The sequence below is a fragment of the Alkalihalophilus sp. As8PL genome (assembly GCF_040939795.1).
Taxonomy (GTDB): Bacteria; Bacillota; Bacilli; order Bacillales; family Bacillaceae_D; genus Alkalihalophilus; species Alkalihalophilus lindianensis.
In genome coordinates this window covers 413,251-438,232 of sequence record NZ_CP162551.1, presented here as the reverse complement: position 1 = coordinate 438,232, position 24,982 = coordinate 413,251, and the positions used below count along the sequence as shown (strand labels likewise).

The following is a 24,982-nucleotide window of genomic DNA, read 5'->3' as shown; positions in this document are numbered from 1 at the left end:
TTTGTGTATGGGGAAAAATAAATTGAAGAAAAAAGGACATGTTCCAGCGAGACTTAATATGTTATTCTTGGCCGTTTTCATTCTTTTTTCAGCTTTGATCTTACGACTTGGCATGGTGCAAATTGTACAAGGGGAAGACTTTGAAAAAATAATAGACCGGACAAGCCAAACGACAGCCAGAATCGATGCACCTCGTGGTTTGATGCTTGATCGTTACGGTCATACCGTTGTAGACAATCAATTAGAGCTATCTGTTACATATACGAATCCATCTAGAGGAACGTCCTCTGAAACGATGCTTGAAGTCGCAAGAGACTTATCTGAATTAATTGACGTTGATACAAGTCGCATCACTGAACGAGATCGAAAAGACTTTTGGTTATTGCTTCAAGATAGAGAAAGACGTTTTGAATTAGTGACGCAAGAAGAAAGAAGTCAGTTAGAGGGCCCATCTGAAGAGTATCAACTAGAAATTGATCGCATTACAGATGAACTTCTAGCAGAACTCTCAGAGCAAGATGAGCGCGTTATGGCGATATTTAGAGAAATGTCACGTGGGTATGCAAATACTCCGCAACGAATTAAACGCGGAATTACAGACGAAGAAGCCAATATTATTAGTGAAAACTTAGATCAGTTGCCAGGTATTGATATTTTACGTGATTCACGTCGTAACTATGTATATGGTGAAGCGTTTAAAACGATATTTGGTAGAACTGGCTCGATTCCACGAGAGCAACTTGACTATTATTTATCAAGAGGCTACGACCGGTCTGATATAATCGGAACAAGCTATTTAGAAACAGAGTATGAAGATGTTTTGCGTGGACAAAAAGCAGTGATGGAAAGTATTACAACGTCCACTGGTGGCGAGATAGAGCGTTCTGTAAATGAACAGCCAGGACAACGCGGAAACGACTTAGTTTTGACACTTGATATGGAAATGCAGCAAAAGCTTGATGAAATTATATCCGAAGAAATTAATAGAGGAAGAAGTGAGTTCATTAATGAGCGCACGGCGTATGCAGTCATGATGGACCCACAGACGGGTGATATTCTGGCTATGTCTGGTTATAAAGATGGAGAACCAAAAGATCAGATTGGGAATGTGACGAACACATTTGTCATGGGTTCAGCTGTAAAGGGTGCCTCCGTCTTAACGGGCTACGAGACGGGTGTAATAAGTCCAGGTCAAACCTTATTTGACCGCCCAATTTATCTTCCGGGTAGCACTCAACCTAAACGTTCTTACACACCTATGGGATATGTAAATGATATCAAGGCCTTAGAGAGGTCTTCAAACGTTTATATGTTTGAAATTGCTATGAAAATGGCAGGATTTAACTATGGTTCAAGTCGAACGTTTAATACGTCAAGAACGCTTGAAGCTTTAGATGAAACGCGTTACTATTTCAATCAATTTGGACTAGGCGCAGAAACAGGAATTGATCTACCTGGTAGTTCAACAGGATATCAAGGGGCGTTACAGGATCCAGGTAACTTTCTCGATTTCATGATTGGACAATTTGATACGTATACACCAATGCAACTTGCACAATATGTCTCAACGATTGCAAACGATGGCTATCGTGTTAAACCACGACTTGTATCTGAAGTTAGAGAACCTAGCGTTGTACCAGACCAGCCAGGTGCCGTTTTGCATAAATTTGAGCCGACCATCCTGAATCGAGTGGATATGTCTGATGCCGATCTTAATCGCGTTCAACAAGGTTTTTACCAGGTGATGAACGGATCACAAGGTACGGCGGCTGGAACATTTAGAAATACTTCTTACAATCCGGCAGGTAAAACAGGTACAGCTCAGGTAAGGGTTGCAGTAGGTACAGGTGCAAACCGCCAGCTTAAAAATGGTAACAACCAAATAATGGTCGGTTATGCTCCTTATGATAATCCTGAGGTTGCATTCGCCATTGTCGTACCAGATACTGTAGTTGATAATCGTGCTAACTTTGCTCAAAGTATCGGTAAAAAGATGCTTGATGAGTATTTTGATTTAAAAGAAGAGCGTAATGGTCCCATTAAAGCGGATGAGCCGATACTTGAAGAAATAGAGGATGAATAAAAAAAGCTTGCTACAGTGATGTAGCAAGCTTTTTTTTACGTGATGCGGTTCGCGATATCTTGGTAACTCATTGCACTATTCACGTCAAACTCACCAGCACGAACTTTCTCAGCTAAGTTATTACGATCAAGGTAGCGTAGGAACTCACTCGCGCTATCAATAATGTTAGCTTGTTCTAATTGATTCGCAACATCGTGAGAACTTGTCCCTTGTGAAATCACAAGAGTCATCGAGTAAACATTAACTGTTTCAACCGTTACTGAATCTGGTAAGTCTTCATCAACCTCTGGAGCTTCTTCTTCGGTCGGCTGTTCTTCTAATTCTTCTGCAGGTATTTCCTCAACCTCTGTTGCCTCTATCTCAGGTTCTTCTGCTGAGACGTAATAACCTTGTTCTTGTAAGGCAGCCATCATTTCAGAGACCTCTAACTCTTGTTGTTCAACAATTGTAATTGGTTCGACTGTTGCTTCAGGTGAGAAGGCTTGCGTTACCCAAATGATTCCTGTTGCAAGAACAATACCGCCAGCTAATCCTTTAAGAGCATGTGGTGACATCGTTATTGCCCCCTTGCAGCCGTTGGAGTGCTTGAATCAAGGATACGTTCCACTTCAAGAGGCGTTAAGCCGGTCTTCTCAGAAATGATTTCGAGTGTGTACCCTTTTTGATGCAAGGATTCTACCTCAGCTTGGAGTTTTTGTGTAGAAGCAGAACGTGCTTTAGTGGGAGCTTGGTCACTACTCACTAAAAGTTCTTCTTCTAAAATACGAATCTTTTTCTTTAATTGATAGATCTCTTGCATGAGCGTAATCGAAAAGTTCTCCATCTGCCGTTCCACTTCTGTTGCCTTGTCTTTTCGAAAGAAAGATAACACAAAAAGGAGGATGGCGATTACTAAGAGAATCATGATAGTCCATTCGATCATCTTACAACCCTTCCCTCTATAAAACTATTTTTCTTTTCTATTATACACATAGAAAACAGACTTAAAAAAGTGGTTTTCGTCCTACTTCCTCGACAATTATTGAGTGAAGCGTTTACATAAGCGCGATACGCCCTTTGTTCGCATGAATCGACACGACGAAACGACAGCAAAAGCTAGCGAAATAAGGCGAAAAATTTTTTTGTGAGGACGAAGCATAGATAGCTCAAGTGTATGACAAAAACAGACATTTTACCCTGCTTGTCCGGGGAATTTAAGGTCGGTATGATTAATGTAACAAGATATGCAACGTTTTTTTCATTTATGCATAAGGCATTCATCCTGGAGGTGTTGAAGTGATACAAGACATTTTAGCATTACGAGAAAAAGGATTTTCTTTTCGAAAGATCGCAAAAGAACTCGGAACAACTGTTGGAAAGGTTCAATACCGCTTCCAAAAACATCAAGAAGAAGCAGGGGGAGAAAAAGCAGTGGAACCACCAAAAGCAGTGCAACCACCAATCGTATCAGTGGAAGAAATCAAACCATTAGCAGCCTCATATGATCGGGATGAGGTGATGCTTCTTCCGAGGGGACCAAGTAGTCTCTATGCCTTCTGGGAAACAAGAGAGGTAACAAGAAGAATAATTGAGCATCAATTTAGAACACCATGGCACGAACTAACCAAGGTATTAAGGTTATATGATGTGACGGCGATTCTTTTTAACGGTCACAATGCACATCGTTTTGTAGAAATGGAGATTCCAGAAATGACTAACAATTGGTATTTTCATGGATTAGAAGAAAACCGAACGTTCATCGTTGATTTAGGTGTTAAGACAAGTGAACACCACTTCTTTAGTGTCATTCGCTCGAACCCGATCGACACGCCAAGAATAAAAGAGAGCATGAAAGGTCACTATCAAGAAGCTGTTCAAAAGTGGCAAGGAGGACTAGCAAGTGAGCCAGAATGGTTAGAGCATTTTAGTACGTATTCATATTATGAGTCGACGAAATAAGGAGGAGAATTACTTTGAGTAATGGTTACTTTTCATTTGTCCTTCATGCCCACTTACCTTATGTCAGACATGAAGAAGAAAATCGATTAGAAGAAAGATGGCTTTTTGAGGCAATGACTGAAACGTATATCCCCCTGTTATGGGCAATTGAAGCGGGGAAAGTTAAAGATGGGATCACCATTTCATTTACACCGCCGCTAATGGAGATGCTAGCAGATCCGCTTATGCAAGAGCGATATCTTCATTACTTACTCAAAACCGAAGAGCTTCTTAGAAAAGAAGCAACGTTTTTAGAAGAGGATCAGTCCTTCAATTCGCTCATTCCATTCTATCAAAAAAGATATCGAAAAATTCGAGAAACTTTCCTCAACTGGGATAAAAATGTGTTGAAAGCATACAAACAATTAAACGAACAAGGTTACGTCACATTAATGACCTCAGCTGCTACTCACGCATTCCTACCGTATGTAAAAACGAAAGCAGCGCTCCGTTCTCAAATACGAGAAGGTATTCAAGCATTTGAATCCCATTTTGGTTTTAAACCGAGAGGATTTTGGCTTCCTGAATGTGCGTATGCACCTGGCCTTGATCGTATTTTGATGGAGGAGGGTATTCGATACACCTTTGTCGATGAGCATACGATCCTAAGTGCTGATCCTAAGCCAAGCAAAGATTCAGGTGCACCTATTTACTCACCACATGGGTTGATTTTATTCCCGCGTCATACTGAACTTTCTAGTAAAGTATGGAGCTCTACGCTAGGGTATCCGGGAGATCCAGATTATCGTGAATTTTATCGTGACATCGGCTATGAGCGCGATTGGGACTACATTGAATCCTATGTGCATGAAGATGGCATTCGTGTCGATACAGGACTCAAATACTACCGGGTAACAGGGTCAACAGAAGAGAAAGAGGCTTATAACAGAGAGTGGGCAGAACAAAAAATCAATGCACATGCAAGTCATTACCTTAAGAGTCTAGAAGAATATGGTGGGGAACATGCAACCCAAGCCTTTCCACCTTATTATATGGTCGCTCCTTTTGACGCTGAGTTATTTGGTCATTGGTGGTTTGAAGGGCCAGAATGGATTGGAAAAGTGTTAGAAAAAGCAAATCAAACGGTCTCTTTTGTTAGTCCTGAAACGTATATTGACCGTCACTTTCAAGACTTTGATACATGCCACATCTCGTATGCCACCTGGGGAAGAGACGGGTACGGAGACGTTTGGTTAAACCCCAAAAATGATTATATGTATCGTCATTTGCATCGACTCGAACAAGATATAGCAGCAGTAGTTGCTTTGCATAGCAGTCCTACACCTCTTGAAACGCGTGCGATTAAGCAGATGATTCGCGAGTGGATGCTTGCAGCAAGTAGTGATTGGGCTTTTATTGTAGATGGCGATAGCGCAGTGAACTACGCAAAAGAGAGATTCCATACCCATGTTAATCGGTTTGACCGCTTAAAAGATCGTTTGTTCACTAAACAATTAGATACATTATGGCTTGGTGCACAAGAGCAAGCCTATCCATTTTTAAAAGAGATTGATGAAACTGTCTTTCTCTCAAAACATGATTCCTTTGTCCAAAATCGTCGCAAGAACACACCACTAGTCCGAAAAGGAAGAACGATATTAATGCTCAGTTGGGAATTCCCGCCGATGATGGTTGGAGGGTTATCGCGTCATGTGTATGATCTATCGCGTGCTCTTGTTCAAGATGGGCACACCGTTCATGTCTTAACCTCAGCTGTTGATGGTTATCCGGCATATGAGACGAATCAGGGTGTCCATGTTCATCGAATAAGTGGGCTACAACCTGAAGCGAATACGTTTTTTGACTGGGTTGGTAGTTTGAATGTAGCGATGGCTTTCTATGGTGAAAAGCTAAGTCGAACAGAGCAATTCGATGTGATTCATGCTCATGATTGGTTAGTAGGTGTAGCCGCTAAAGCATTAAAAACATCCTTGAAGGTACCGTTATTAGCAACCATTCATGCAACAGAGCATGGCCGTAATAATGGAATTCATTCAGAGCTTCAATATGAGATTAATCAAAAAGAGTGGGAGCTCACATATGAAGCAGACCGAGTCGTCGTTTGTAGCGACTATATGAAAAATGAACTGCAAACGATTTTCTCTCTGCCAGAAGAAAAGGTGAGTGTTATCCCAAATGGTGTTGATTTAGAGTTGATACGCTCCATTAAAGAGCCTTCGGTTCAAATTGAACCAAATGAAAGATTTACCGTTTTCACAGTAGGTCGAATGGTAAAAGAGAAAGGGTTTCAAACCGTTATCGATGCCGCTGAGTTACTTCGTGAAAGAGGAACCCGAGTTCAATTTGTACTAGCAGGAAAAGGTCCAATGTTAAGAGAGTATCAAGAACAAGTAAGGCTTCGCAATTTAGAAGAGTATGTGATATTTCTCGGCTTTATCTCTGATGAAGAGCGCAATAAATGGTTTACAAAAGCAGATGCCGCTATCTTCCCTAGCTTGTATGAGCCGTTTGGAATTGTTGCTCTTGAGGGAATGGCAGCTGGGAAACCAACCATTGTTTCTGATGTCGGAGGCCTTTCATCGATCATTCAACATGGGGAGAATGGCTTGAAAATGATCCCGGGGGATAGAGAGAGCCTAGTAGCTCAAGTGATGTTTTTATATAATCACCCAATCTCACGTGAGGGCTTAGCAACACAAGGCTTGCGTGATGTAGAGACGAAGTTTGACTGGGGTGCAATTGCAAAGCAAACAGAGAGAGAGTTTGAAATGTGTTTAGCCGGACAACTAGTGGCGGCGAATTAAAAGGAGGCGGAGTTAAGTGAAAGGTGTCATTATGGCAGGAGGAAAAGGAACAAGATTACGTCCATTAACATGTCAGTTACCAAAACCAATGGTTCCACTTTTGCAAAAACCGGTTATGCAATATAGTATTGAGCTTTTAAAACAACATGGGATTACAGAAATTGCGGTTACCGTACACTATTTACCTGATGAAATTCGTGACTATTTTGGTGATGGTCAAGAGTTTGGTGTTCACTTAACTTACTTTGAAGAAACAGAGCCACTAGGAACCGCTGGTAGTGTTAAACAAGCAGAAGCATTTTTGGATGAGCCCTTTATCGTTGTGAGCGGTGATGCTCTAACAGATTTTGATTTACAAGCGGGAATTGATTTTCATGAAGAAAAAGATGCTCTTGTTTCAATTTTTATGAAGCAAGTGCCATGCCCTCTTGAGTTTGGAGTGATCATGACCAACCAAGATGATGAGATTGTTCGTTTTCTTGAGAAACCAAGTTTAAGTGAAGTATTTAGTGACACCGTAAATACAGGGATCTATGTAATGGACCCAAGCATCTTCACATACATCGAAGCGGATAAGCCTGTTGACTTCAGTAAGGATGTTTTCCCTAAGGTTTTAGAAGAGAAAGCAGGGATTTATGGGTATGCAGCCAAAGGATATTGGTCTGATATAGGAAACCTTGATCAATACCGTCAAGCTCATATGGACCTTTTAAATCGTGATGTCCGTGCAACAATTGCTGGGAGCGAGATTCAACCAGGTGTATGGGTAAATGAGTTTGCAACGATTGAGGAGGGGGCAGATATTCAAGGTCCTGCCTTTATCGGCACTCATTCAACGATTCGTTCACATGCGAAGCTTGATGAGTATTCAGTAGTTGGGAGAGACTCAATCATCTCCGATTTTGCTACGATCAAGCGTTCAGTGGTCTGGGATGGAGTCTATGTTGGTAGTAAGACAGAGCTTAACGGGGCGACTGTGTGCGACGGAGTCACTATTGGCAGTAAGACGGCCGTTTACGAGCAAGCAGTGATTGGGCGTCAATGCCATATTGCTGATGAAGTAAACATTCAACCAGGAATGAAAATTTGGCCAAATAAGAGAATTCAAGAGGGTTCAGTTATCTCTCAATCTGTTATCTGGAATGATCAAGATACAGCTCAACCATTACTAGCAGGTCATCGTGCAGTAGGAGTTGCGAATGTAGAGATCACACCCGAACATATTAGTCGTTTAGGGGCTGGTTTTGCATCTGATTTAGCAGTAGGAGGGAGATTCCTCGTTGCTGGAGATGATCAGCCATTTACGAGACTTCTAAAACTATCCCTTGCTCAAAGTGTACAAGCAACTGGTATGAATATTGTCGATATCGAAAAATCTACTATTCCGATCATGCGAAAGACGATTGCGGATCATGACTTTTTAGGAGGCGCACATATTCGAGTCGGGCACGATCAACGAGTAGTAATAGAGTTGATGGACACCGACGGTCTCCCAATTTCCACTTCAACTCAAAAAGAAATAGATAAAATCGTCACCTTTAACACGTATCGTCGAGTCGCTTTCGATCAAGTTGGTGAGTATGAGGTCAACAATCAATTCAATGCCGATTATATTCGTCATGTATATAACCAAGTAGACCAGGTCCTAATTGAAAGCCAGAGACCGCACCTTTCATTGTTTGGACTAGAAAAAACATCGACGGCTTTCCTCGCTGATGCACTAGAGGAGCTTGGCTGCCAAGTGGAAGTCTCAACCGGTCATTATGAAATAGATGAGATCTCGTTAACTATGACTCTATCTAATACTGAATTAGGAATCATTATTGGGGAGACAGGGGAATTTCTCACTCTTGTGACTGCGGACGGGCACATTTTAACGGATGAAGAAAAGCTAGCGTTATTTGTGGACATGCACTTGAGTTTTAGTGATAAAGATCAAGTGACGATTCCTTTATATGGTGGCAATTCACTTGAAGCATACATTGCTAAACATGACAAAAAGGTTATTCGAACGAAAGCATCTGCTAGAGAGATGATGATAGCAGAACAATCGGTTCAACTCTATTGTTATGACGCTTTCTATGCTTGTGCTCATTTAATTCAAACGTTAAGTGAACGTGATGAGTCGCTTCAGAGCTATTTAAGTCGCTTGCCAAATGAAAGTTTGTTTAAACAAGAGGTGCCATGTCAAACAGAACAAAAGGGCATGGTCATGCGAGCATTGATGGAATCGTTGAAAGAAGAACAAGTTGAATTAATTGAAGGGATGAAAGTCAGTCATCCAGAAGGAGGGTGGACCTACATTGTACCAGACCAAAATGAGCCAGTCTTTACGATCTACGCACAAGCAGATGAACCTGAGATGGCAAGAGTTCATGCAAACTACTACACAGACCAAATACATCAACTCCTTACAAGAACATCAACCGTCCCTTCCATGTAGTGATTCATTATATGACCTTCGTTCTGAAATAGGCATTTGGAGAGAAGGTCATACGAGTTGGTTGAGAGAAGGAGAGTGGCGGTTTGCTCCCATCTATCGTAGAACAGGTGGAATTAAGTTACTCACAGCTTACCAAACTCGATTTCACTTACACGTTACAGTGATTGAGCGAGCTCTTTCGAATCATAATGGATACCACAGACAAGTGTTTATTCGAAATGACGCTACAAGAGAACAAGAGATAAAGGTTGTACTGCATCAGAAGCCATTTCTAGATCGTAAAGATCCTGCTATGAGTTTTTATGCCCCTTTATCAAAAGCGCTCATTCATTATGACGGAGTGCGATATACAACGACATTTGCCAAAGGGTCAGAAGCCACAACAGCGGAATGCGCTGTTGGCGAGCTTGAAAAAGTTTGGCAAGAGAAGAAGGGGCAATTAACTGTTCAGCCTCTCTCGGCTCGTGTGAATGAAAGTACGATTACAACAGCGATTACACTAAGAGCAAATGAGGAAACGAGTGTGGATCAGTGGGTTCATGTCAGTCAGTCTATGGCCGAAAGTGAATCGTTTCTTGCACAGTTTCATAAAAAAGATTAAATAAATCGTGATAGATTTTATCCTGTAAAGAAAAAACACTTGATCCCTCTCGGTAGATTTGCTATCATATTCAAGTATGAAGTAAGCTATAGCTAAGTTTGGAGGGATATCGGATGCGTGTACAAGTCACTCTTGCTTGCACTGAGACAGGCGATCGTAACTACATTACAACAAAAAACAAACGCGAAAATCCAGAGCGTATTGAACTTAAAAAATACTGCCCAAGATTAAAGCGTCACACTCTTCACCGTGAGACAAAATAAGCAGTTGGATTCTTCCACTGCTTATTTTTGTTTAAGCTGTGGAAGGAAGGGAGAGGTTTTCGCATAAACTGCGGAAGCCTCTTTTTTTATGATACAATTAAACTGAAACCTAAGTTTACTTTAGTCGTACATAGGTAGCGTTACATATAGAGTGCATTAGCTGGTAGGGATGGAGGAGAGTCCGTTAAATGAATGACAAAGAAGAATGCAGAAAAATGTTCAAACAATCATTAAAGAACCTCTCAGATCTAGCAGTCAAACAACAGTCAAATGAACTGACAAATCAATTGGTGATGCAGCCTTATTGGATAGAGGCTACAGTGATTGGTTTGACGATTTCAAAAGAGAAAGAAGTAGATACGACAACGTTAATTCAACATGCTTGGGCAGACGGCAAACAAGTAGTCGTACCCAAGGTGAAAAAAGGAACAAGAGAGATGAGCTTCTATCAAATCTATTCGTTTGACGATTTGGAAGATATATTTTTTGGACTAAAAGAACCGATACAAGATCGTTGTAAAAAAATAGAGAAAAACGTAATCGATCTTGTTATTGTACCTGGTCTAGGATTTGATCTCCAAGGTTTTCGTATGGGCTATGGTGGTGGGTTTTACGATACGTATTTAGAAGGCTTTAACGGTGTAACCTGTGCATTAGCCTTTGATTGTCAAGTGATTCGGAGCATCCCCATTGAAGACCATGATCAACAGATTGATCATTTAATCGTCCCTCATGGAGTGATCCGCTAATGCTCTGGCTATACATAGGGGTTTTGTGCATAGCTTTAGGGGCTTATTACATGAAAAAGCTCTCTAAGTCAGGCGTGTTTGCGGCTATTTTAGTAGGCTGGTCGATTAGCTTTGGTTTAGGCTTTTTTGGACTATTGTTATTAGCCATTTTCTTTTTTACCTCAAGTATGTGGAGTTCATTATGGAAAGGTCGCAAAGACAATGAGATCGTTGAAAAAGGAGACCAAAGAGATGCCTGGCAAGTAGTGGCTAATGGAGGAGTGGCAGCTATCATGGCCCTTTTATATGGCCTCTTTCCATCACCCATATGGCTGTTTGCTTTTGTTGCGAGTTTAGCCGCTGCTAATGCAGATACATGGGCATCGGAAATTGGTACGTTAAGCAGGCAACGTCCCTTTCATGTACTAACGTGGAAGCGTGTTGAACCAGGTACATCAGGTGCGATAACGGCCCTCGGATCAGCTGCAGCATTTGCAGGGAGCTTTGTGATTTCCTTTTTTGCCATTCTTTCTTGGTGGAGCAGCTATTATAATAGTCATTTACTGCTAATTGCCTTGAGTGTTGTCGGCTTTTTAGGGAATTTTATTGATACGTTAATCGGGGCTTCATTGCAAGTTATGTATCGTTGTAAGGAATGCGGAGTTGAAACAGAGTCTAAGCGTCATTGCGGGCGAAAGACTGAGTATGTATCAGGATTGAAATGGCTTAATAATGATCTAGTAAATATCGCATGTACGAGTGCAGGAGCGCTTTTAGGGATTTTAGTTGCTTTGCTCTTGTTGTAAGGAGAGATTATAAATGGAACAAGCATATGAACGCTATTCTAGACAAATGCTTTTTAAGCCTATAGGCGAAGAAGGTCAGAAAAAATTAAATGAACAAACTGTTCTTGTGGTTGGGGTAGGAGCCCTCGGAACCGTTTTAGCGAATCATTTAGTACGAGCAGGTGTAGGACGCATTCGAATTGTAGATCGCGATTATGTGGAACAAAGTAATTTACAAAGACAGATGTTATTTGACGAAGAAGATGTAAAGAATCATCTGCCCAAAGCAATTGCAGCAAAAGAAAAGCTCTCAAAAATCAATTCTGATGTAAAAGTAGAAGCGATAGTAGCTAATGCTTCGATTGAGAATATTGAGTCCTTAATGGAGGAAGTCGACCTGGTCTTAGATGGAACCGATAACTTCAAGACTCGTTTTCTGTTGAATGACAGCTGCTTTAAAAATGGAATTCCATTTGCCTATGGTGGAGCTGTAAGTGCCAGAGGAATGTCTGCTTTATTTATACCGAGCCAAACACCGTGCCTCCGTTGTTTTATTGATAATGGAGAAACGCAAGGTCAAACATGTGACACGATTGGCGTCATAAGCCCCGTGGTCGATATTGTTGCATCTTATCAAGTGGTTGAGGCGATGAAGTTTTTAATCGGTGATCTTAAGGCGTTACGAAACACGTTACGTACATTCGATTTATGGGGGAATCATCAATATGATATGAAGATGGTTAAGCCAAAAGAGGATTGTCCTACATGTCAAAAAGCAGAATACCCAGCCCTTCATGCATCAGAAGATGATATCACCACTTTATGCGGGCGCGAAACAGTTCAAATTCAACGCCAATCAAAAATGGATTTAACAGAGTGGGCTGAGCGATTAGAACGAGTAGCTGAAGTGAAAAAAACACCATTTCTAATACGTGTACAACTAGTCGAGGGTGAGCGCATTGTCATTTTTCCTGATGGGCGCATCCTGATCCAAGGAACCGAAGATTTAACAAGAGCAAAAAGCTTGTATAGTAAATATATTGGAGATTAACAGGAAAGACGGTTGCGCACCGTCTTTTTCTTATGGATAAATAAGTGAGAGGAAAGGGTTTGCGCACATAAATCAGCTCTTGAGCACATATTCTTTCGAGCTCGCCCATATAAAGCAAATCTCGCACATAAATGAGTAAATGTCGCTTATACCCACCGTATTCCGCTCATATATGTCTTCATTTCGCTCATAATTTCAAAATCTCGCACATACTACTTGTACGACTTAGACAATGATGAGTCAAACGAAGTCAAAGAGCGACTCCTAATAGCCATCCTAAGTTTTCGAGTGGCAGATCATTCACCATCATTTATCTTCTTAACATTATCCTGAAAAAATTGTTGACGGTTTTGATTTGATCATCTACTATAGGGATATTCATTTACTTAACTACGTAAAAGCATAAAAGCATAAAAGTACGAAAGTAATTAGAGAGAATGTGGAGGAGAAAGTAGTATGGAGAGAAAAGCGAATGTACCATTTACGATTATCTTGTTAGTCACAATGATGGTACTTATTATTACGAGTATGTTTGTTTTAAAAGTGGAGCCGCATATTCCGCTAGTTGTTTGTTTACTGTTAGCGACCTTATTTGGACGGTTTCTTCAAATTAGATGGAATGAGATCGAAAAAGCAATGATTGAAGGACTTAAAGTAGGGATAAAGCCTATCTTTATTTTAGCTTTGGTCGGAATTGTAATAGCAGTCTGGATGATGAGTGGGACAGTACCGACCTTATTATTCTATGGACTTTCGGTTATATCTCCTGAATGGTTTGCTGTTAGTACTCTTTTTATTTGTATGATTGTATCTAGCTTTACAGGCAGCTCTTTTACTACCGTTGGAACGATTGGCGTAGCGATGATGGGGATCGGGACAGCTTTAGGAATTGATCCCGCAATTGCTGCAGGTGCCGTGGTATGTGGCGCTTGTTTTGGGGATAAGATGTCACCTTTATCTGATACAACGAATTTTGCGCCAGGAATTGTAGGGGTGGATTTATTTGATCATATTCGTCACCTTTTATGGACAACGATACCAAGCTTTGTGATCACGGTATTCTTATTCTTACTCATTGGTCGTAGTCAAACTTCTACTAGTGCAAATGATATTGGTCTGATGCTTGCTTCTCTTGATAGCCAGTTTACAATTAGTGTTATCACGTTAGCATCACCTTTACTTGTGGTCTTTCTGGCAATGAAAAGATATCCAACTATACCAGTATTAGTAATTGGTATTTTAACGGGTATTCTCACCGCAGCTTTTGTTCAAGGAAACAGTGTCGTGGCAGAATGGTTTACCGTTGTGCAGCATGGGTTTGTAATTGAGACTGGCAACGAAGTGGTTGATGGAATCGTCAATCGAGGAGGCCTACAATCGATGATGTGGTCGATATCTCTGGTGATGATTGCTCTGACACTAGGTGGAGTCATTCAGCGCATAGGCGTAATTGATACATTGCTTACACAGCTTAAGAAAAATCTCTCTTCAAGAGGAAACTTAATTTCAGCAACTGCTGCTTCTTCTATAGGTGTAAATGTAGTAACAGGAGAACAGTATCTTTCCATTTTATTGCCTGGGAAAACGTTCGAATCATTTTATACGAAGCTTGATGTAGCAAAGAAAAACCTTTCTCGTACATTAGAAGATGCTGGGACATTAGTTAACCCTCTGATTCCATGGGGTGTTAGTGGTGCATTTTTTGCTAGTACATTAGGAGTTGATGTGATTCACTATTTACCTTATGCGTTCTTCCTGCTGTTATCTCCATTCATGACGATTTTATTTGGATATTTAGGTATTGGAGTCGGAGAAGGGAAATCGATTGGTAAATAAAGTGGATAAAAAAACGTTTGATCACGCAAAGTAAGGAGAAGGAGGGGTGCCATATGGTAAATCGGCTTTTTTCAATCGCGACCTTAATCTTATCTTTTTACTTTGCGTACAAATACCGCTATCGCGTCATCAATGCTATCCTTGGTCGACGTTGGCTGCGAAAAATAGGAATTAGTATCGCGATGCAAATTCCAATGATTCGAGACCGGGTACTAGGCTCTGTACTTCAACCGAATCGGCCGCAAAATAGTTGATCTGTGAGGGTGAGTCTGATGTTTACTTTAATTCGTTTAAAGTAAGGCATCAGACTTTTTGTTATGAACAGAATCTCAAGTCTTTTCGATGTTCTAAGGAGCCCTACTATTGTTATACTAGTAGGAACGAGGTGATGATTCATTATGAAATGGGATGTCATTTGTTTTGATTTAGATAACACGCTTTATAATCATGAATTTGCATTCAAACGTGCCATTCTCGATTGCTTACACACAAAGATTGCTCAGTGGCAAAACGATGGTCAAATAAATGACCCAATTGACTTTGAACAGTGGTTTGCCACATTTAAATATTATTGTGATTCATTATGGCCTCTTTTAGAGAAGAAGCAAATAGATCGTAAGACGTACAGAAGAAGACGCTACTTAAAGACGATGAAGATGTATAACCTGCCATGTAGGGAAGAGGAAGCTGATGACTTTCATAGGCAGTACTACGAACATGTACATAGATTTTGTGAACCTGATGTAGGAATGCGACCTCTACTTAGCTGGTTGTCGCAATCTGCTGTAAAAATAGGGATTATGACGAATGGTCCAACGGATACTCAATGGAAGAAAATACAGCAACTTGGATTAACAGAGTTTATTGCCGAGGAGCATATTCTTATTTCTAGTGAAGTGAACCTAGAGAAGCCAGATAAACGATTTTTCCATTTGTTTGAACGGAAGCTCAGTTTAAAGAACGAACGGAAGCTATTTGTCGGGGACTCATGGGAACAAGATGTTCTAGGTGCAGTGGGGGCAGACTGGGAGGCTATTTATTTAAATACAAGACATAAGGAGCCCTCAACTACTGATAATGTAGTCATGGAGCTTCAATCATTAACCGAATTATACGTATGGTTACAGGCGAAGGGAATCTAGGGGGTGAATGAATGACCGTATGGCAACATGATCTATATTACTGGCAGCTCGTTCATCATTATGTAAAAGAAAAAGGTTTCCGTTTACTTTATCAAAAAAACAAAGAAGTATGGCTAGAAGATGAACATTCTAAGCCCAAAAGAATTATCCGCATTAAGAGGGTTGATTATGATTGGGGAAATCAATTAAAAAAAGATCTACTTGAAACCGTGAAAAGAGCAGACTTGTTAAGAAGGCAATTAAAGCAAAAGAAAATCGAAGGTGATACGATTTACGTCATGATGTATCCACCAGTTGATTCGTGGGAAGAACTTATGCGTCCTTTTTATCTAGGTAAGAAACAGCAAACGATGATGAAGATGACGTTAATCCCATCGGGGCTAACCGAAAGAGAACACGTCATTAACGGTGTCCTCGCAAAGGATCAGATTCCCTCTTTTCCAATCTATGAAGATGTTGATATGGCCGAAGTCATTATTGGACGATTAAAACGGGAAGTTAGGCAATATACGAAGAAAAAAGAAGAGGAAGAGCGTTCCTATTTTTTATATGGAAAGCCTATTGCAACTTATGTTCTGCTAGCCCTTATTGCAGTAATGTTTTATATTGTTGAGCAAAATGGGGGCAGCACACATGTTTTAACATTGATCGAATTTGGAGCAAAATATAATCCTGCGATTATTAACGGGGAATGGTGGAGATTTTTTAGCTCGATGTTTCTTCATATCGGTTTTATCCATCTTTTCATGAACTCTCTTGCCTTACTTTTTTTAGGTGGGGCAGTGGAGAGAATGTATGGAACAAGTCGCTTCGTCCTCATATATTTTGTTGCAGGGGTGATCGGATCGATCGCGAGTTTTGCGTTTAATGCTCAAGTGGCAGCAGGAGCTTCTGGAGCGATCTTTGGCTGTTTTGGTGCCTTATTGTATTTTGGAATTTCCCATCCAAAGTTATTTTTTAGAACGATGGGGACGAATGTTCTTGTGATTTTAGCGATTAATCTCGTCTTTGGTTTTATGATGCCGATGATTGATAATGGAGCACATATTGGGGGACTAGTTGGAGGATTTTTAGCTGCTGCTGTTGTTCAATTGCCTAAACAAAAAGCAAGAATGAGGCAACTACTCTTTTTAGTGGGAACGGTTATCCTTGCAGTCTCTCTCTACGGATTAGGATTTGTAAACGAAGATAAACAGATGTCGTCTTTATTATCTCTTCAACTGGCACAAGAATATATGCAAGAGGGTCGTCTATATGAGGCATATCCTCTAATATATGAGGTGCTAGAGGAAGAGGAAAGTGCAGAAGCTTATTTTCTATTAGGATACGCTGATTATGCTTTAGAGGACTTTCGGGAAGCGAAAAATTCATTTATGAGGGCTGTAGAATTGCAACCTTCTTTTCATCAAGCCCATTATAACTTAGCTCTTTCCCATTATCGCTTAGGGGATAGAGAAGAGGCAATTGCCGCTGTAGAACAAGCAATTGCCCTCGAGCCAAATGAAGAAAGCTACCAAACGTTTTTAACTGAATTGAAGTCTAATTCTAATTAACGGCTGATCGACTGCATCAGCTGAACAGGTGTATCATCTGCTGTACGAAATAGAATGAAGACATGATCCGGATTTTCTTTTGGAATCACGATTAATGGTTCCGTGCTTCCGAGCGGACTGACTGCTGAACCATTTACATCTATTCCTAACACATAATTTTTATATAACCCCTCCCAGAGGCCGCCAAGAAATTTGGTGGTCTCTTCCATTGTTAAGCCTGGAATTGGTTCAGTTTGAAATTGATCGATTTCGGTCAATGGAATTCTCCTATACTTAGATGCGGGAATTTGATAATATTCATATAAGTCATCCCAGTCATACGCTTGCTGTTGCTCTAAAATATAATCAAGGATTCGCTTGCTTTCCTTATCCTCATCAGACTCAGGAATTTTAAAGGCGTGTAAAGGACTTAATGGAGAGTCAATAACATACAACTCATCATAACTTATTAGCTGAGCACTCCTAAATTCGTTATTCGGTCTCCTAAGTTCTGCATGGTGAAACGTAATCACTTCATAATGACCACTATCTTCAGCTTGCACTTCTTTTTGTTGGGTAAGTAATTCTGTGTTCTCCTCCCATTTAGACATCGTATCTTTTAGAACCCCATCTTCAAATAAAAGAGAAACATCTTGTCTGATCGCTGCTTGTTCATTTAAAACAGACAATGTGTCCCATCTTAACTTGTATTCATCTTCATCCGTCGATTGAAGAAATTCTAAGTTTGAACTCGCTTCGGTGTAAGTGGCATTTGGATCAATAGGAAAGGTGATTAAGGTTTCTCTAAGGGGGTTTGGTTTGCCATAAATCGATAAAAATAATCCAACGACAAGAGCCGCCGTACAGACTGTGAATAGCATCGTTCGTTTTCTCATGATAAGTCCCTCCATTGGACAAACGGTTGCCTCATGTATATGACTTACTTTTTTGATTTATGAGAACAATGCATGGTGAGACCTTAATTTGCAAATAATGAAAAGGACCGTGGAGGTGGTTATATGGGATCCGAGACCGTTATTCATCATGTCTCCAATGATTATAGTGAAAATATTGCATTTTTGAAAAAGGAATTAGCTGTTGATGATAGCTTTGATATAATCTTTTTAGAGCTTGAACATGGTGGAAGGCAAATGGGTATGTTTTTGGTCGATGGTTTTGCTAAAGATTCAGCCTTAACCGAAATTCAACGCGAGCTTTCACGGACAACAGTTCGTATGCTAGAAGAAAAGCCTTTAGAGAAACTGATTAAAAGTAGAATTCCGTACGTTGAAATTGAAACGACGAATGACTTAGATAATGTAGTCGATCAAGTATTAGCAGGCCCCACAGCTTTAGTCGTTGAAGGTTGCGATTATGTCATCCTACTCGATACGAGAGAATATCCTGTACGTGGACCTGAAGAACCGGACACTGAACAAGTCATACGTGGCTCTAAAGATGGGTTTGTTGAAACACTTGTCATGAATGCAGCCCTGGTTCGTAGACGGGTTAGAGACCGAACGCTGCGGGTTGAATACGTTCAGGTTGGCAGACGTTCGAAAACGGATTTAGCAATTACTTATATTGCAGATATTGCCGATCATAAGTATGTAGATGAAATTAAAAGCGCTCTTGAAAAGATTGATACAGATGGTTTGCCGATGGGGGATAAAACGATTGAGGAATTTATTTTTGGTCATCATTACAACCCTTACCCTCTTGTCAGATATACAGAGCGTCCAGATGTAGCTGCCAGCCATTTATTTGAGGGTCATATTTTGATTATGGTAGACGGGTCACCGAGTGTAATGATAAGCCCGACCACCTTTTGGCATCATATGCAACATGCTGAGGAGTATAGACAAAAGCCTTTGATAGGTCTTGGATTACGTTTGGTCCGGTTTGTAGCCGTGTGGGCATCGATATTTTTGCTTCCTCTTTGGTATTTACTTGCCACTAATGATGCGTACGGCCCGACAGCTATCGGCTACATAGGTTCAGAAGAAGTAGGGAGTGTCCCTTTGTTTGCTCAGTTTCTCATTGCTGAAATCGGAATTGAAATGCTGAGGATGGCCGCCATTCATACGCCTAATGCCCTTGCAACCGCACTTGGATTAGTATCGGCATTACTAATAGGTGAAGTGGCGATCAATGTCGGCCTATTTTCCCCTGAAGTTGTCTTGTATTTGGCGGTAGCGGCAGTCGGCTCTTTTGCGACACCAAGCTACGAAATGAGTTTAGCTAACCGTTTTATACGAGTAGCGTTATTGATTAGTGCGGCCGCTTTTCATCTTGGCGGTTATATGGTTGGAGTTACGTTATGGATGCTCTTACTTATCCGTACAAAAGTACTCGATATGCCGTACTTGTGGCCGTTTATCCCATTTAATATGAGAGCGATGAAAGATGTATTATTTAGAGCACCTATGCCTCTTAAAAATAGACGACCTGTATCCCTACATCCCAATGATCCTGATCGCTAAACCCTAAACGAAAAATCCCAGTCTGCATCATCATGCGGACTGGGATTTTTATTAATTTTCTTCTGTATCCTGTATGTACCAATCATCTTCAATAACAAAGGATTGACGACTCACTGCATCTGTTCCATCAGCTAATACAAGGCCAAAAGGAGTATTTGTCGTCGGGGTCACAATCGTAAACGGTACCCCATTAGCGTTTGCTTGTTGAATGTAATTGGAATAAATGCTATATGAGAGATTTCCGTTTAAAAACAACTTTAAGTTCCTCTTCGTTTTCATCACGTTTATTACTTCGTCATATGTACCAGCTTTGATTACCTGACTTTTAGTAAGAGCTATGTGGATCCGCTCTCTAAAAGTAGTTAAAAATAGGGCGCGCTCTTCGGGTTTAATTTCTGGAGTGCCGTAGATTGCATGATCAAGTATTTCTTTCATTTTTTTGTCCATCAAAATCCCTCTTTCGATTTATGACTTTTACATAGAAGATGATTTCTTGTCCTTAAATTTTGCAATGGACATATCATAGCATAGAGAGCTTTACTACGTATACGGAGAAGCATGTACTATGGTTTCATTTTTTTAGAATGCTTGAGAGGAGAGTTTGTACTATGTGGCTTGGGATGATGATGTTATTTTTTGTTTTTACATTAGGTTTTACGATTGGTGGGTTATTAAGTACGCCTAAGCAACCACCTCAGCTGATGCATGTGATATTGTTTAGTTTTGTATTTGGTGTTCTCTCTTATCTCGGTATGCTTGGCGGAATGTTCTTTGTTAGCTGGTTTTCAATTGGCTTCATTGAAGTTGTAATCGTGGTTCTTACATTCTTATTCATTATAGCCGCTATAACCAATTTTCATCCGACCTTTGGATTTTTTCGACATGGAAGAAGCATAGGATTAGTTTTACTAACAGGGTTATTTGTTATGATAGGTTTTGAATGGGGAGTAGCTGACCATAAAACCTTTTTTACGATAAGTGCAACCGTTTTATTTTTTTGTGCGATGTGTATAGGGTTGTTTATTCAACAACAAATTCAAGCCCTCATGTGGCGTTATTCTTATATGGTTTACATGCCTCTCATTTGGCTTCTTTTCGTAACCATCATAAAGCTGTTATAATGAGTCCGAGGTGAGCGTCATGAAAACGTTATTTGACGTTATGCAGCTGCTTAAAAAATATGGCATTTTTATTTATACAGGGGAACGAGCAGTCGACCTTGAATTAATGGAAGAGGAAATTCGTGAATTGTATCAAATGAAAATGATTGAGGCTGAAAAGTTTCAACAAGCATTGCTCATTATTAAGCATGAAGCAAAATTAGCGAAATAGTAAAAGGTGGAGTACGATGACTGAAAAATGGTATGTAGGCGTGGATTTAGGTGGTACAACAATAAAGATGGCGTTCTTAACGTCATATGGTGAAATTGTAACGAAGTGGGAAATTCCTACCAACACTGAAGATGGTGGAATTCATATTACGATGGATATTGCCAAGGCCATAGATTATAAATTAAAAGAACTGAATCAAGAGAAACAACATCTACTCGCGATCGGTATGGGTGCACCAGGCTTTATTGAGATGGAGACCGGCTTCATTTATCAAGCAGTAAATATAGGTTGGAAAGACTTCCCGTTAAAAGATCGTCTTGAAGTAGAGACGGGGCTTCCTGTTACGGTTGATAATGATGCGAATATAGCAGCACTTGGTGAGATGTGGAGAGGTGCTGGTGATGGGGCGAAGAATCTACTTTGTGTGACACTTGGTACGGGTGTTGGTGGTGGTATAATTGCCAACGGTCAAATCTTACATGGTGCAAGTGGGATGGCTGGTGAGATTGGCCATATTACTTCTATTACGACTGGGGGTTCACCATGTAATTGCGGAAAGACGGGCTGTCTTGAAACGATTGCCTCTGCAACTGGGATTGCCAGACTGGCAACTGAAGCTGTTGCAAGCGCAGATGGAAACAGTATGCTAAAGCAGCTTTTTGATCAAAAAGGAGATCTAACAGCTAAGGATGTCTTTGATGCTGTGAACAATGGGGATGAGTTAGCAGCAGAAGTACTGGATGAGACAGCTTTCCATTTAGGTTTAGCAATTGCGAATCTATCAAACGCCTTTAACCCAGAGAAAATTGTCATTGGCGGCGGCGTCTCAAGAGCAGGCGATGCCCTTCTTAAACCTCTAAAAAAGCATTTTGAACGATTTGCATTAGGGCGAGTCGCAGAAAGTGCAGAATTTAAAATTGCTACATTAGGCAATGATGCTGGTGTCATTGGTGGCGCGTGGTTGGCAAAACAAAAAGTCAACTAATACACCAAAAAAGAATATGACACATACTATAAAATATAGGACAACTCATATACATGGCAACTCTACGGTTGGTCATGCTATAAATAAAACATAAACAAGAACGAACGGACAGAGAGGGAGAACAACAACAATGACTGACTATCGAACTGAACGTGATTTATTAGGTGAAAAAGAAGTCCCTAAGGATGCCTATTATGGAATCCAAACAATGAGAGCACGTGATAATTTTCCAATTACCGGCTACCCACCACATCCTGAGTTAATTCGCGCATTTGGTTATGTGAAAAAAGCAGCAGCAATGGCGAACCGTGATGTAGGGGTTCTGCAAACAAATATTGCAGATGCGATTATTACTGCAGCGGAAGATGTCATTGAAGGAAAGTTATCTGATCAATTTATTGTTGATTCGATTCAAGGAGGAGCAGGAACCTCGTTTAATATGAATGCTAATGAAGTAATTGCCAACCGTGCGATTGAGATTTTAGGTGGTGTAAAAGGGGAGTACATGAAAGTGAGCCCGAATACCCATGTGAACATGGCTCAATCTACAAATGATGCATTTCCAACAGCGATTCATATTGCGAGCTTGAACTTAGCAAAAGGATTAACAGATGCCTTAAATGATTTGATTGAAGCGATGCATGACAAAGAAAAAGAATTTGACGAAGTGTTAAAAATGGGTCGAACACATTTACAAGATGCTGTTCCGATTCGTTTAGGACAAGAGTTTGGTGCTTATCGTCGTGTATTAACGAGAGATTTAGGTCGTTTGACTCGTTCTGTAGAACATTTATATGAAATAAATTTAGGCGCGACAGCTGTTGGCACTGGCCTAAATGCTAAAACAGAATATATTGCAAAAGTATCTCAGTATTTAGCTGACATCACTGATCATCCGTTTGAAACCGCAGAAGATCTAGTAGATGCTACACAAAATACAGATGCTTACACAGAGCTATCTAGTGCAATGAAAATTATGGCGATTAACTTATCAAAAATCGCGAATGATTTACGCTTAATGAGTTCAGGTCCACGTACAGGCTTAAATGAAATTAATTTGCCGCCAAGACAACCGGGATCATCCATCATGCCTGGTAAGGTGAATCCTGTCATGTGTGAAGTGATGAACCAAGTGTCCTTCCAAGTGATTGGAAATGATACCACGATCAGCTTAGCTTCTGAAGCAGGTCAACTTGAGTTAAATGTAATGGAGCCTGTGCTCGTCTTTAACCTCCTTCAATCGTTGTCGATTTTACAAAATGGAATGAAAGTCTTCCGTGAATATGCAATTGAAGGTATTACAGCAAACATCGAGCATTGCCGAGAAATGGTTGAACGTAGTGTTGGGATCATCACAGCTATTAATCCGCATGTTGGCTATGAAGTGGCCACGCGAATTGCGAAAGAAGCGATTCAATCGGATCGACCAGTTCGAGAGATTTGCCTCGAACGTGGTATTCTTACAGAGGAAGAATTAAATGAAATCCTCGATCCAAAAGAAATGACAAACCCAGGGATTGCTGGGTCACGATTCATTTACGGATAACCATCAAAAGGCACATGAACTCTTGTGGAGTTGATGTGTTTTTTTGTTCTCTTTTTTAGAAATTTTTCATAAAAATGAAACTTTCCCCAGCCGAATTCGTTTAATAATAAGGACACTGGATCAGAATGGGTTGAAAGTGAAGAAAAATCCTACATATATCACAAAATAGTGCACTTCGCTTCTTGTTGTTCGTGGTGGTGCGTGCGATAATATGACTTACTAGAAAAAAAGGAGGGGTGAATATGCAGCGGTTATTGATTGTTATTGGTATTTTTATGGTTCTTTTGGCAGGCTGCTCGTTTATGCAACGCGAAGGCCAATTACTTCCTGAAACGAAAACCAATTTAGCCCAAAAGCCAGCTGCTTCCCCTTCGTTTTTTACTAAGACCTCTGTTCATCCACTTAAAGAGCCACGCGGATTTGCTATGATTAGCGAATGGCTCGATTCAGAAACGATTTTGTATGTGGAAGAGCATGATCAAAAGTCGACTTTGAAAAGCTATCATTTATTTAGCGGTAAGACGGAATCATTCTTTGAAACAAACGAGTGGATCATAGACGTTAAAGGCAATGAAGATCTAAGTTTATTTTCGATTCTTACGTATGATGAGTCTGATCAGTCCTCTCTTTATGTCGTCAATGATGAAGGACAAATGCAACTTGAATTGCAACAATTTGGAGATAGTTATTCGATCTATTGGAATCCTTATAAAACAGATGAAATGATGCTTGTTACATACTTGCCAGACTGGGATTTCGAAGTATACCACATCAATGTTGAAGGGCAGACAATAAAACCAATCGACATTGGACAAACCTATTTCCAGTGGAACTCAGCCAATGAAGTTCTTTTCTTAGATTGGGATGAATTACAACCGAATTATGAAGCGCCATTGTTTTCCTACAACCTGGAGACTGAAGAACGAGAAGAGCTAGTCAGTCCAATTATTTCAATGATGAGCTTTAGTGACCAGTTACATGTTCAAGTATCTGTTGATTCGATTTATGAGTTGTACTCCACCTATACGTTTTCTGTTGAAGGGGAGTCTGTGAGTGAGCTTGAAATGCCGATTTTAAATACGTATTCAGAGCAATGGTGGGTCCCGTTTTATGAGTATGATCCAAAATCGAGTACCTTTTATTATTTAAGACCGAAGTATAGTGGTGATTACTTTAGTTATGAGGATGGGTATCAATTGATCGCTTTTGATCCAAGGACAAATGCTGAGGTGAATATTTTAGAAGTGGATCAGCACCTCCCAATCAAGCTCTCACCTGATGGGAAGATGATGCTGATAGGAAACCGCTTTGAAGAAGTGATCATACTGAGGGAAAAAGAAAAGCTTCCATTGCTTCAAAGCTAGCGAACTCTAATCATTGCATTTTTGATGGACTCTGTCATAATAGAGTCATAGGATAATTGAATAAGC

Annotated in this window: 23 protein-coding genes; 19 read left to right on the top strand and 4 right to left on the bottom strand. The window is 40.4% G+C overall.

The window, feature by feature from the left end; all coding sequences use genetic code 11:
* The first annotated feature begins 7 nt into the window (after nucleotides 1–7).
* Complete coding sequence (locus tag AB3N04_RS03580) at nucleotides 8–2,083, top strand: penicillin-binding transpeptidase domain-containing protein (RefSeq protein ID WP_368504760.1); 2,076 nt, start codon at nucleotides 8–10, stop codon at nucleotides 2,081–2,083.
* A gap of 35 nt (nucleotides 2,084–2,118) precedes the next feature.
* Here the strand turns inward: AB3N04_RS03580 and AB3N04_RS03575 are convergent, their stop codons facing one another.
* Nucleotides 2,119–2,637 (bottom strand): hypothetical protein, encoded by a 519-nt coding sequence (locus AB3N04_RS03575; protein WP_368504759.1) that lies wholly within the window; start codon nucleotides 2,635–2,637, stop codon nucleotides 2,119–2,121.
* Nucleotides 2,638–2,639: 2 nt separating this feature from the next.
* Complete coding sequence (locus AB3N04_RS03570; RefSeq protein WP_317120494.1) at nucleotides 2,640–3,005, bottom strand: hypothetical protein; 366 nt, start codon at nucleotides 3,003–3,005, stop codon at nucleotides 2,640–2,642.
* Nucleotides 3,006–3,358: 353 nt separating this feature from the next.
* Here AB3N04_RS03570 and AB3N04_RS03565 point away from each other — a divergent pair, with 353 nt between their 5' ends.
* The 12 genes from AB3N04_RS03565 (at nucleotide 3,359) to AB3N04_RS03510 (ending at nucleotide 17,227) form a co-directional block, all read left to right on the top strand.
* The gene (locus AB3N04_RS03565; RefSeq protein ID WP_368504758.1) at nucleotides 3,359–4,021 is read left to right on the top strand and encodes a DUF4912 domain-containing protein; all 663 of its coding nucleotides are present in this window, start codon (nucleotides 3,359–3,361) and stop codon (nucleotides 4,019–4,021) included.
* Nucleotides 4,022–4,035: 14 nt separating this feature from the next.
* Nucleotides 4,036–6,825 carry a 1,4-alpha-glucan branching protein domain-containing protein gene (locus AB3N04_RS03560; RefSeq protein WP_368504757.1) on the top strand — a complete coding sequence of 930 codons (2,790 nt, stop codon included), beginning with the start codon at nucleotides 4,036–4,038 and terminating at the stop codon, nucleotides 6,823–6,825.
* Between the two features lie 16 nt (nucleotides 6,826–6,841).
* Complete coding sequence (locus AB3N04_RS03555; protein WP_368504756.1) at nucleotides 6,842–9,268, top strand: sugar phosphate nucleotidyltransferase; 2,427 nt, start codon at nucleotides 6,842–6,844, stop codon at nucleotides 9,266–9,268.
* Complete coding sequence (locus AB3N04_RS03550) at nucleotides 9,201–9,869, top strand: hypothetical protein (protein WP_368504755.1); 669 nt, start codon at nucleotides 9,201–9,203, stop codon at nucleotides 9,867–9,869. Before AB3N04_RS03555 ends, AB3N04_RS03550 begins: the two co-directional genes overlap by 68 nt.
* A gap of 113 nt (nucleotides 9,870–9,982) precedes the next feature.
* The gene (gene rpmG / locus AB3N04_RS03545; protein ID WP_317120499.1) at nucleotides 9,983–10,132 is read left to right on the top strand and encodes a 50S ribosomal protein L33; all 150 of its coding nucleotides are present in this window, start codon (nucleotides 9,983–9,985) and stop codon (nucleotides 10,130–10,132) included.
* A 188-nt stretch (nucleotides 10,133–10,320) separates the two neighbouring features.
* The gene (locus AB3N04_RS03540) at nucleotides 10,321–10,881 is read left to right on the top strand and encodes a 5-formyltetrahydrofolate cyclo-ligase (RefSeq protein WP_368504754.1); all 561 of its coding nucleotides are present in this window, start codon (nucleotides 10,321–10,323) and stop codon (nucleotides 10,879–10,881) included.
* Between the two features lie 50 nt (nucleotides 10,882–10,931).
* Nucleotides 10,932–11,666, top strand: coding sequence for a DUF92 domain-containing protein (locus AB3N04_RS03535; RefSeq protein ID WP_368504753.1), 735 nt, complete (start codon nucleotides 10,932–10,934; stop codon nucleotides 11,664–11,666).
* 13 nt (nucleotides 11,667–11,679) lie between these two features.
* Nucleotides 11,680–12,696 carry a ThiF family adenylyltransferase gene (locus AB3N04_RS03530; protein WP_368504752.1) on the top strand — a complete coding sequence of 339 codons (1,017 nt, stop codon included), beginning with the start codon at nucleotides 11,680–11,682 and terminating at the stop codon, nucleotides 12,694–12,696.
* 456 nt (nucleotides 12,697–13,152) lie between these two features.
* The gene (nhaC, locus tag AB3N04_RS03525) at nucleotides 13,153–14,532 is read left to right on the top strand and encodes a Na+/H+ antiporter NhaC (protein WP_368504751.1); all 1,380 of its coding nucleotides are present in this window, start codon (nucleotides 13,153–13,155) and stop codon (nucleotides 14,530–14,532) included.
* A gap of 53 nt (nucleotides 14,533–14,585) precedes the next feature.
* Complete coding sequence (locus AB3N04_RS03520) at nucleotides 14,586–14,786, top strand: sodium:proton antiporter (RefSeq protein WP_368504750.1); 201 nt, start codon at nucleotides 14,586–14,588, stop codon at nucleotides 14,784–14,786.
* Nucleotides 14,787–14,930: 144 nt separating this feature from the next.
* A complete protein-coding gene (locus AB3N04_RS03515) occupies nucleotides 14,931–15,674 on the top strand; it encodes an HAD family hydrolase (RefSeq protein WP_368504749.1) in 744 nt (247 codons plus the stop codon).
* A gap of 11 nt (nucleotides 15,675–15,685) precedes the next feature.
* Nucleotides 15,686–17,227: a rhomboid family intramembrane serine protease gene (locus tag AB3N04_RS03510; RefSeq protein ID WP_368504748.1), complete on the top strand. Its 1,542-nt coding sequence runs from the start codon at nucleotides 15,686–15,688 to the stop codon at nucleotides 17,225–17,227.
* On the opposite strand, the gene AB3N04_RS03505 is transcribed toward AB3N04_RS03510, so the two are convergent.
* A complete protein-coding gene (locus AB3N04_RS03505) occupies nucleotides 17,224–18,102 on the bottom strand; it encodes a hypothetical protein (protein WP_368504747.1) in 879 nt (292 codons plus the stop codon). The two genes, AB3N04_RS03510 and AB3N04_RS03505, sit on opposite strands and share 4 nt — an antisense overlap.
* 123 nt (nucleotides 18,103–18,225) lie before the next feature.
* On the opposite strand from AB3N04_RS03505, the gene AB3N04_RS03500 reads away from it, so the two are divergent.
* Complete coding sequence (locus AB3N04_RS03500) at nucleotides 18,226–19,689, top strand: spore germination protein (protein WP_368504746.1); 1,464 nt, start codon at nucleotides 18,226–18,228, stop codon at nucleotides 19,687–19,689.
* Between the two features lie 51 nt (nucleotides 19,690–19,740).
* Here the strand turns inward: AB3N04_RS03500 and AB3N04_RS03495 are convergent, their stop codons facing one another.
* Nucleotides 19,741–20,136 carry a YueI family protein gene (locus AB3N04_RS03495; protein ID WP_368504745.1) on the bottom strand — a complete coding sequence of 132 codons (396 nt, stop codon included), beginning with the start codon at nucleotides 20,134–20,136 and terminating at the stop codon, nucleotides 19,741–19,743.
* Between the two features lie 161 nt (nucleotides 20,137–20,297).
* On the opposite strand from AB3N04_RS03495, the gene AB3N04_RS03490 reads away from it, so the two are divergent.
* From AB3N04_RS03490 to AB3N04_RS03470, 5 genes are all read left to right on the top strand, one after another.
* The gene (locus AB3N04_RS03490) at nucleotides 20,298–20,810 is read left to right on the top strand and encodes a hypothetical protein (RefSeq protein ID WP_368504744.1); all 513 of its coding nucleotides are present in this window, start codon (nucleotides 20,298–20,300) and stop codon (nucleotides 20,808–20,810) included.
* A 19-nt stretch (nucleotides 20,811–20,829) separates the two neighbouring features.
* Nucleotides 20,830–21,021: a YqgQ family protein gene (locus AB3N04_RS03485; protein WP_317120511.1), complete on the top strand. Its 192-nt coding sequence runs from the start codon at nucleotides 20,830–20,832 to the stop codon at nucleotides 21,019–21,021.
* A gap of 16 nt (nucleotides 21,022–21,037) precedes the next feature.
* Entirely contained in the window at nucleotides 21,038–22,006 is a 969-nt protein-coding gene (locus AB3N04_RS03480; RefSeq protein ID WP_368504743.1) for an ROK family glucokinase, read from the top strand.
* 130 nt (nucleotides 22,007–22,136) lie between these two features.
* Nucleotides 22,137–23,552: an aspartate ammonia-lyase gene (aspA, locus tag AB3N04_RS03475; RefSeq protein WP_368504742.1), complete on the top strand. Its 1,416-nt coding sequence runs from the start codon at nucleotides 22,137–22,139 to the stop codon at nucleotides 23,550–23,552.
* Between the two features lie 242 nt (nucleotides 23,553–23,794).
* Nucleotides 23,795–24,916: a hypothetical protein gene (locus AB3N04_RS03470; protein WP_368504741.1), complete on the top strand. Its 1,122-nt coding sequence runs from the start codon at nucleotides 23,795–23,797 to the stop codon at nucleotides 24,914–24,916.
* Nucleotides 24,917–24,982 lie beyond the last annotated feature (66 nt).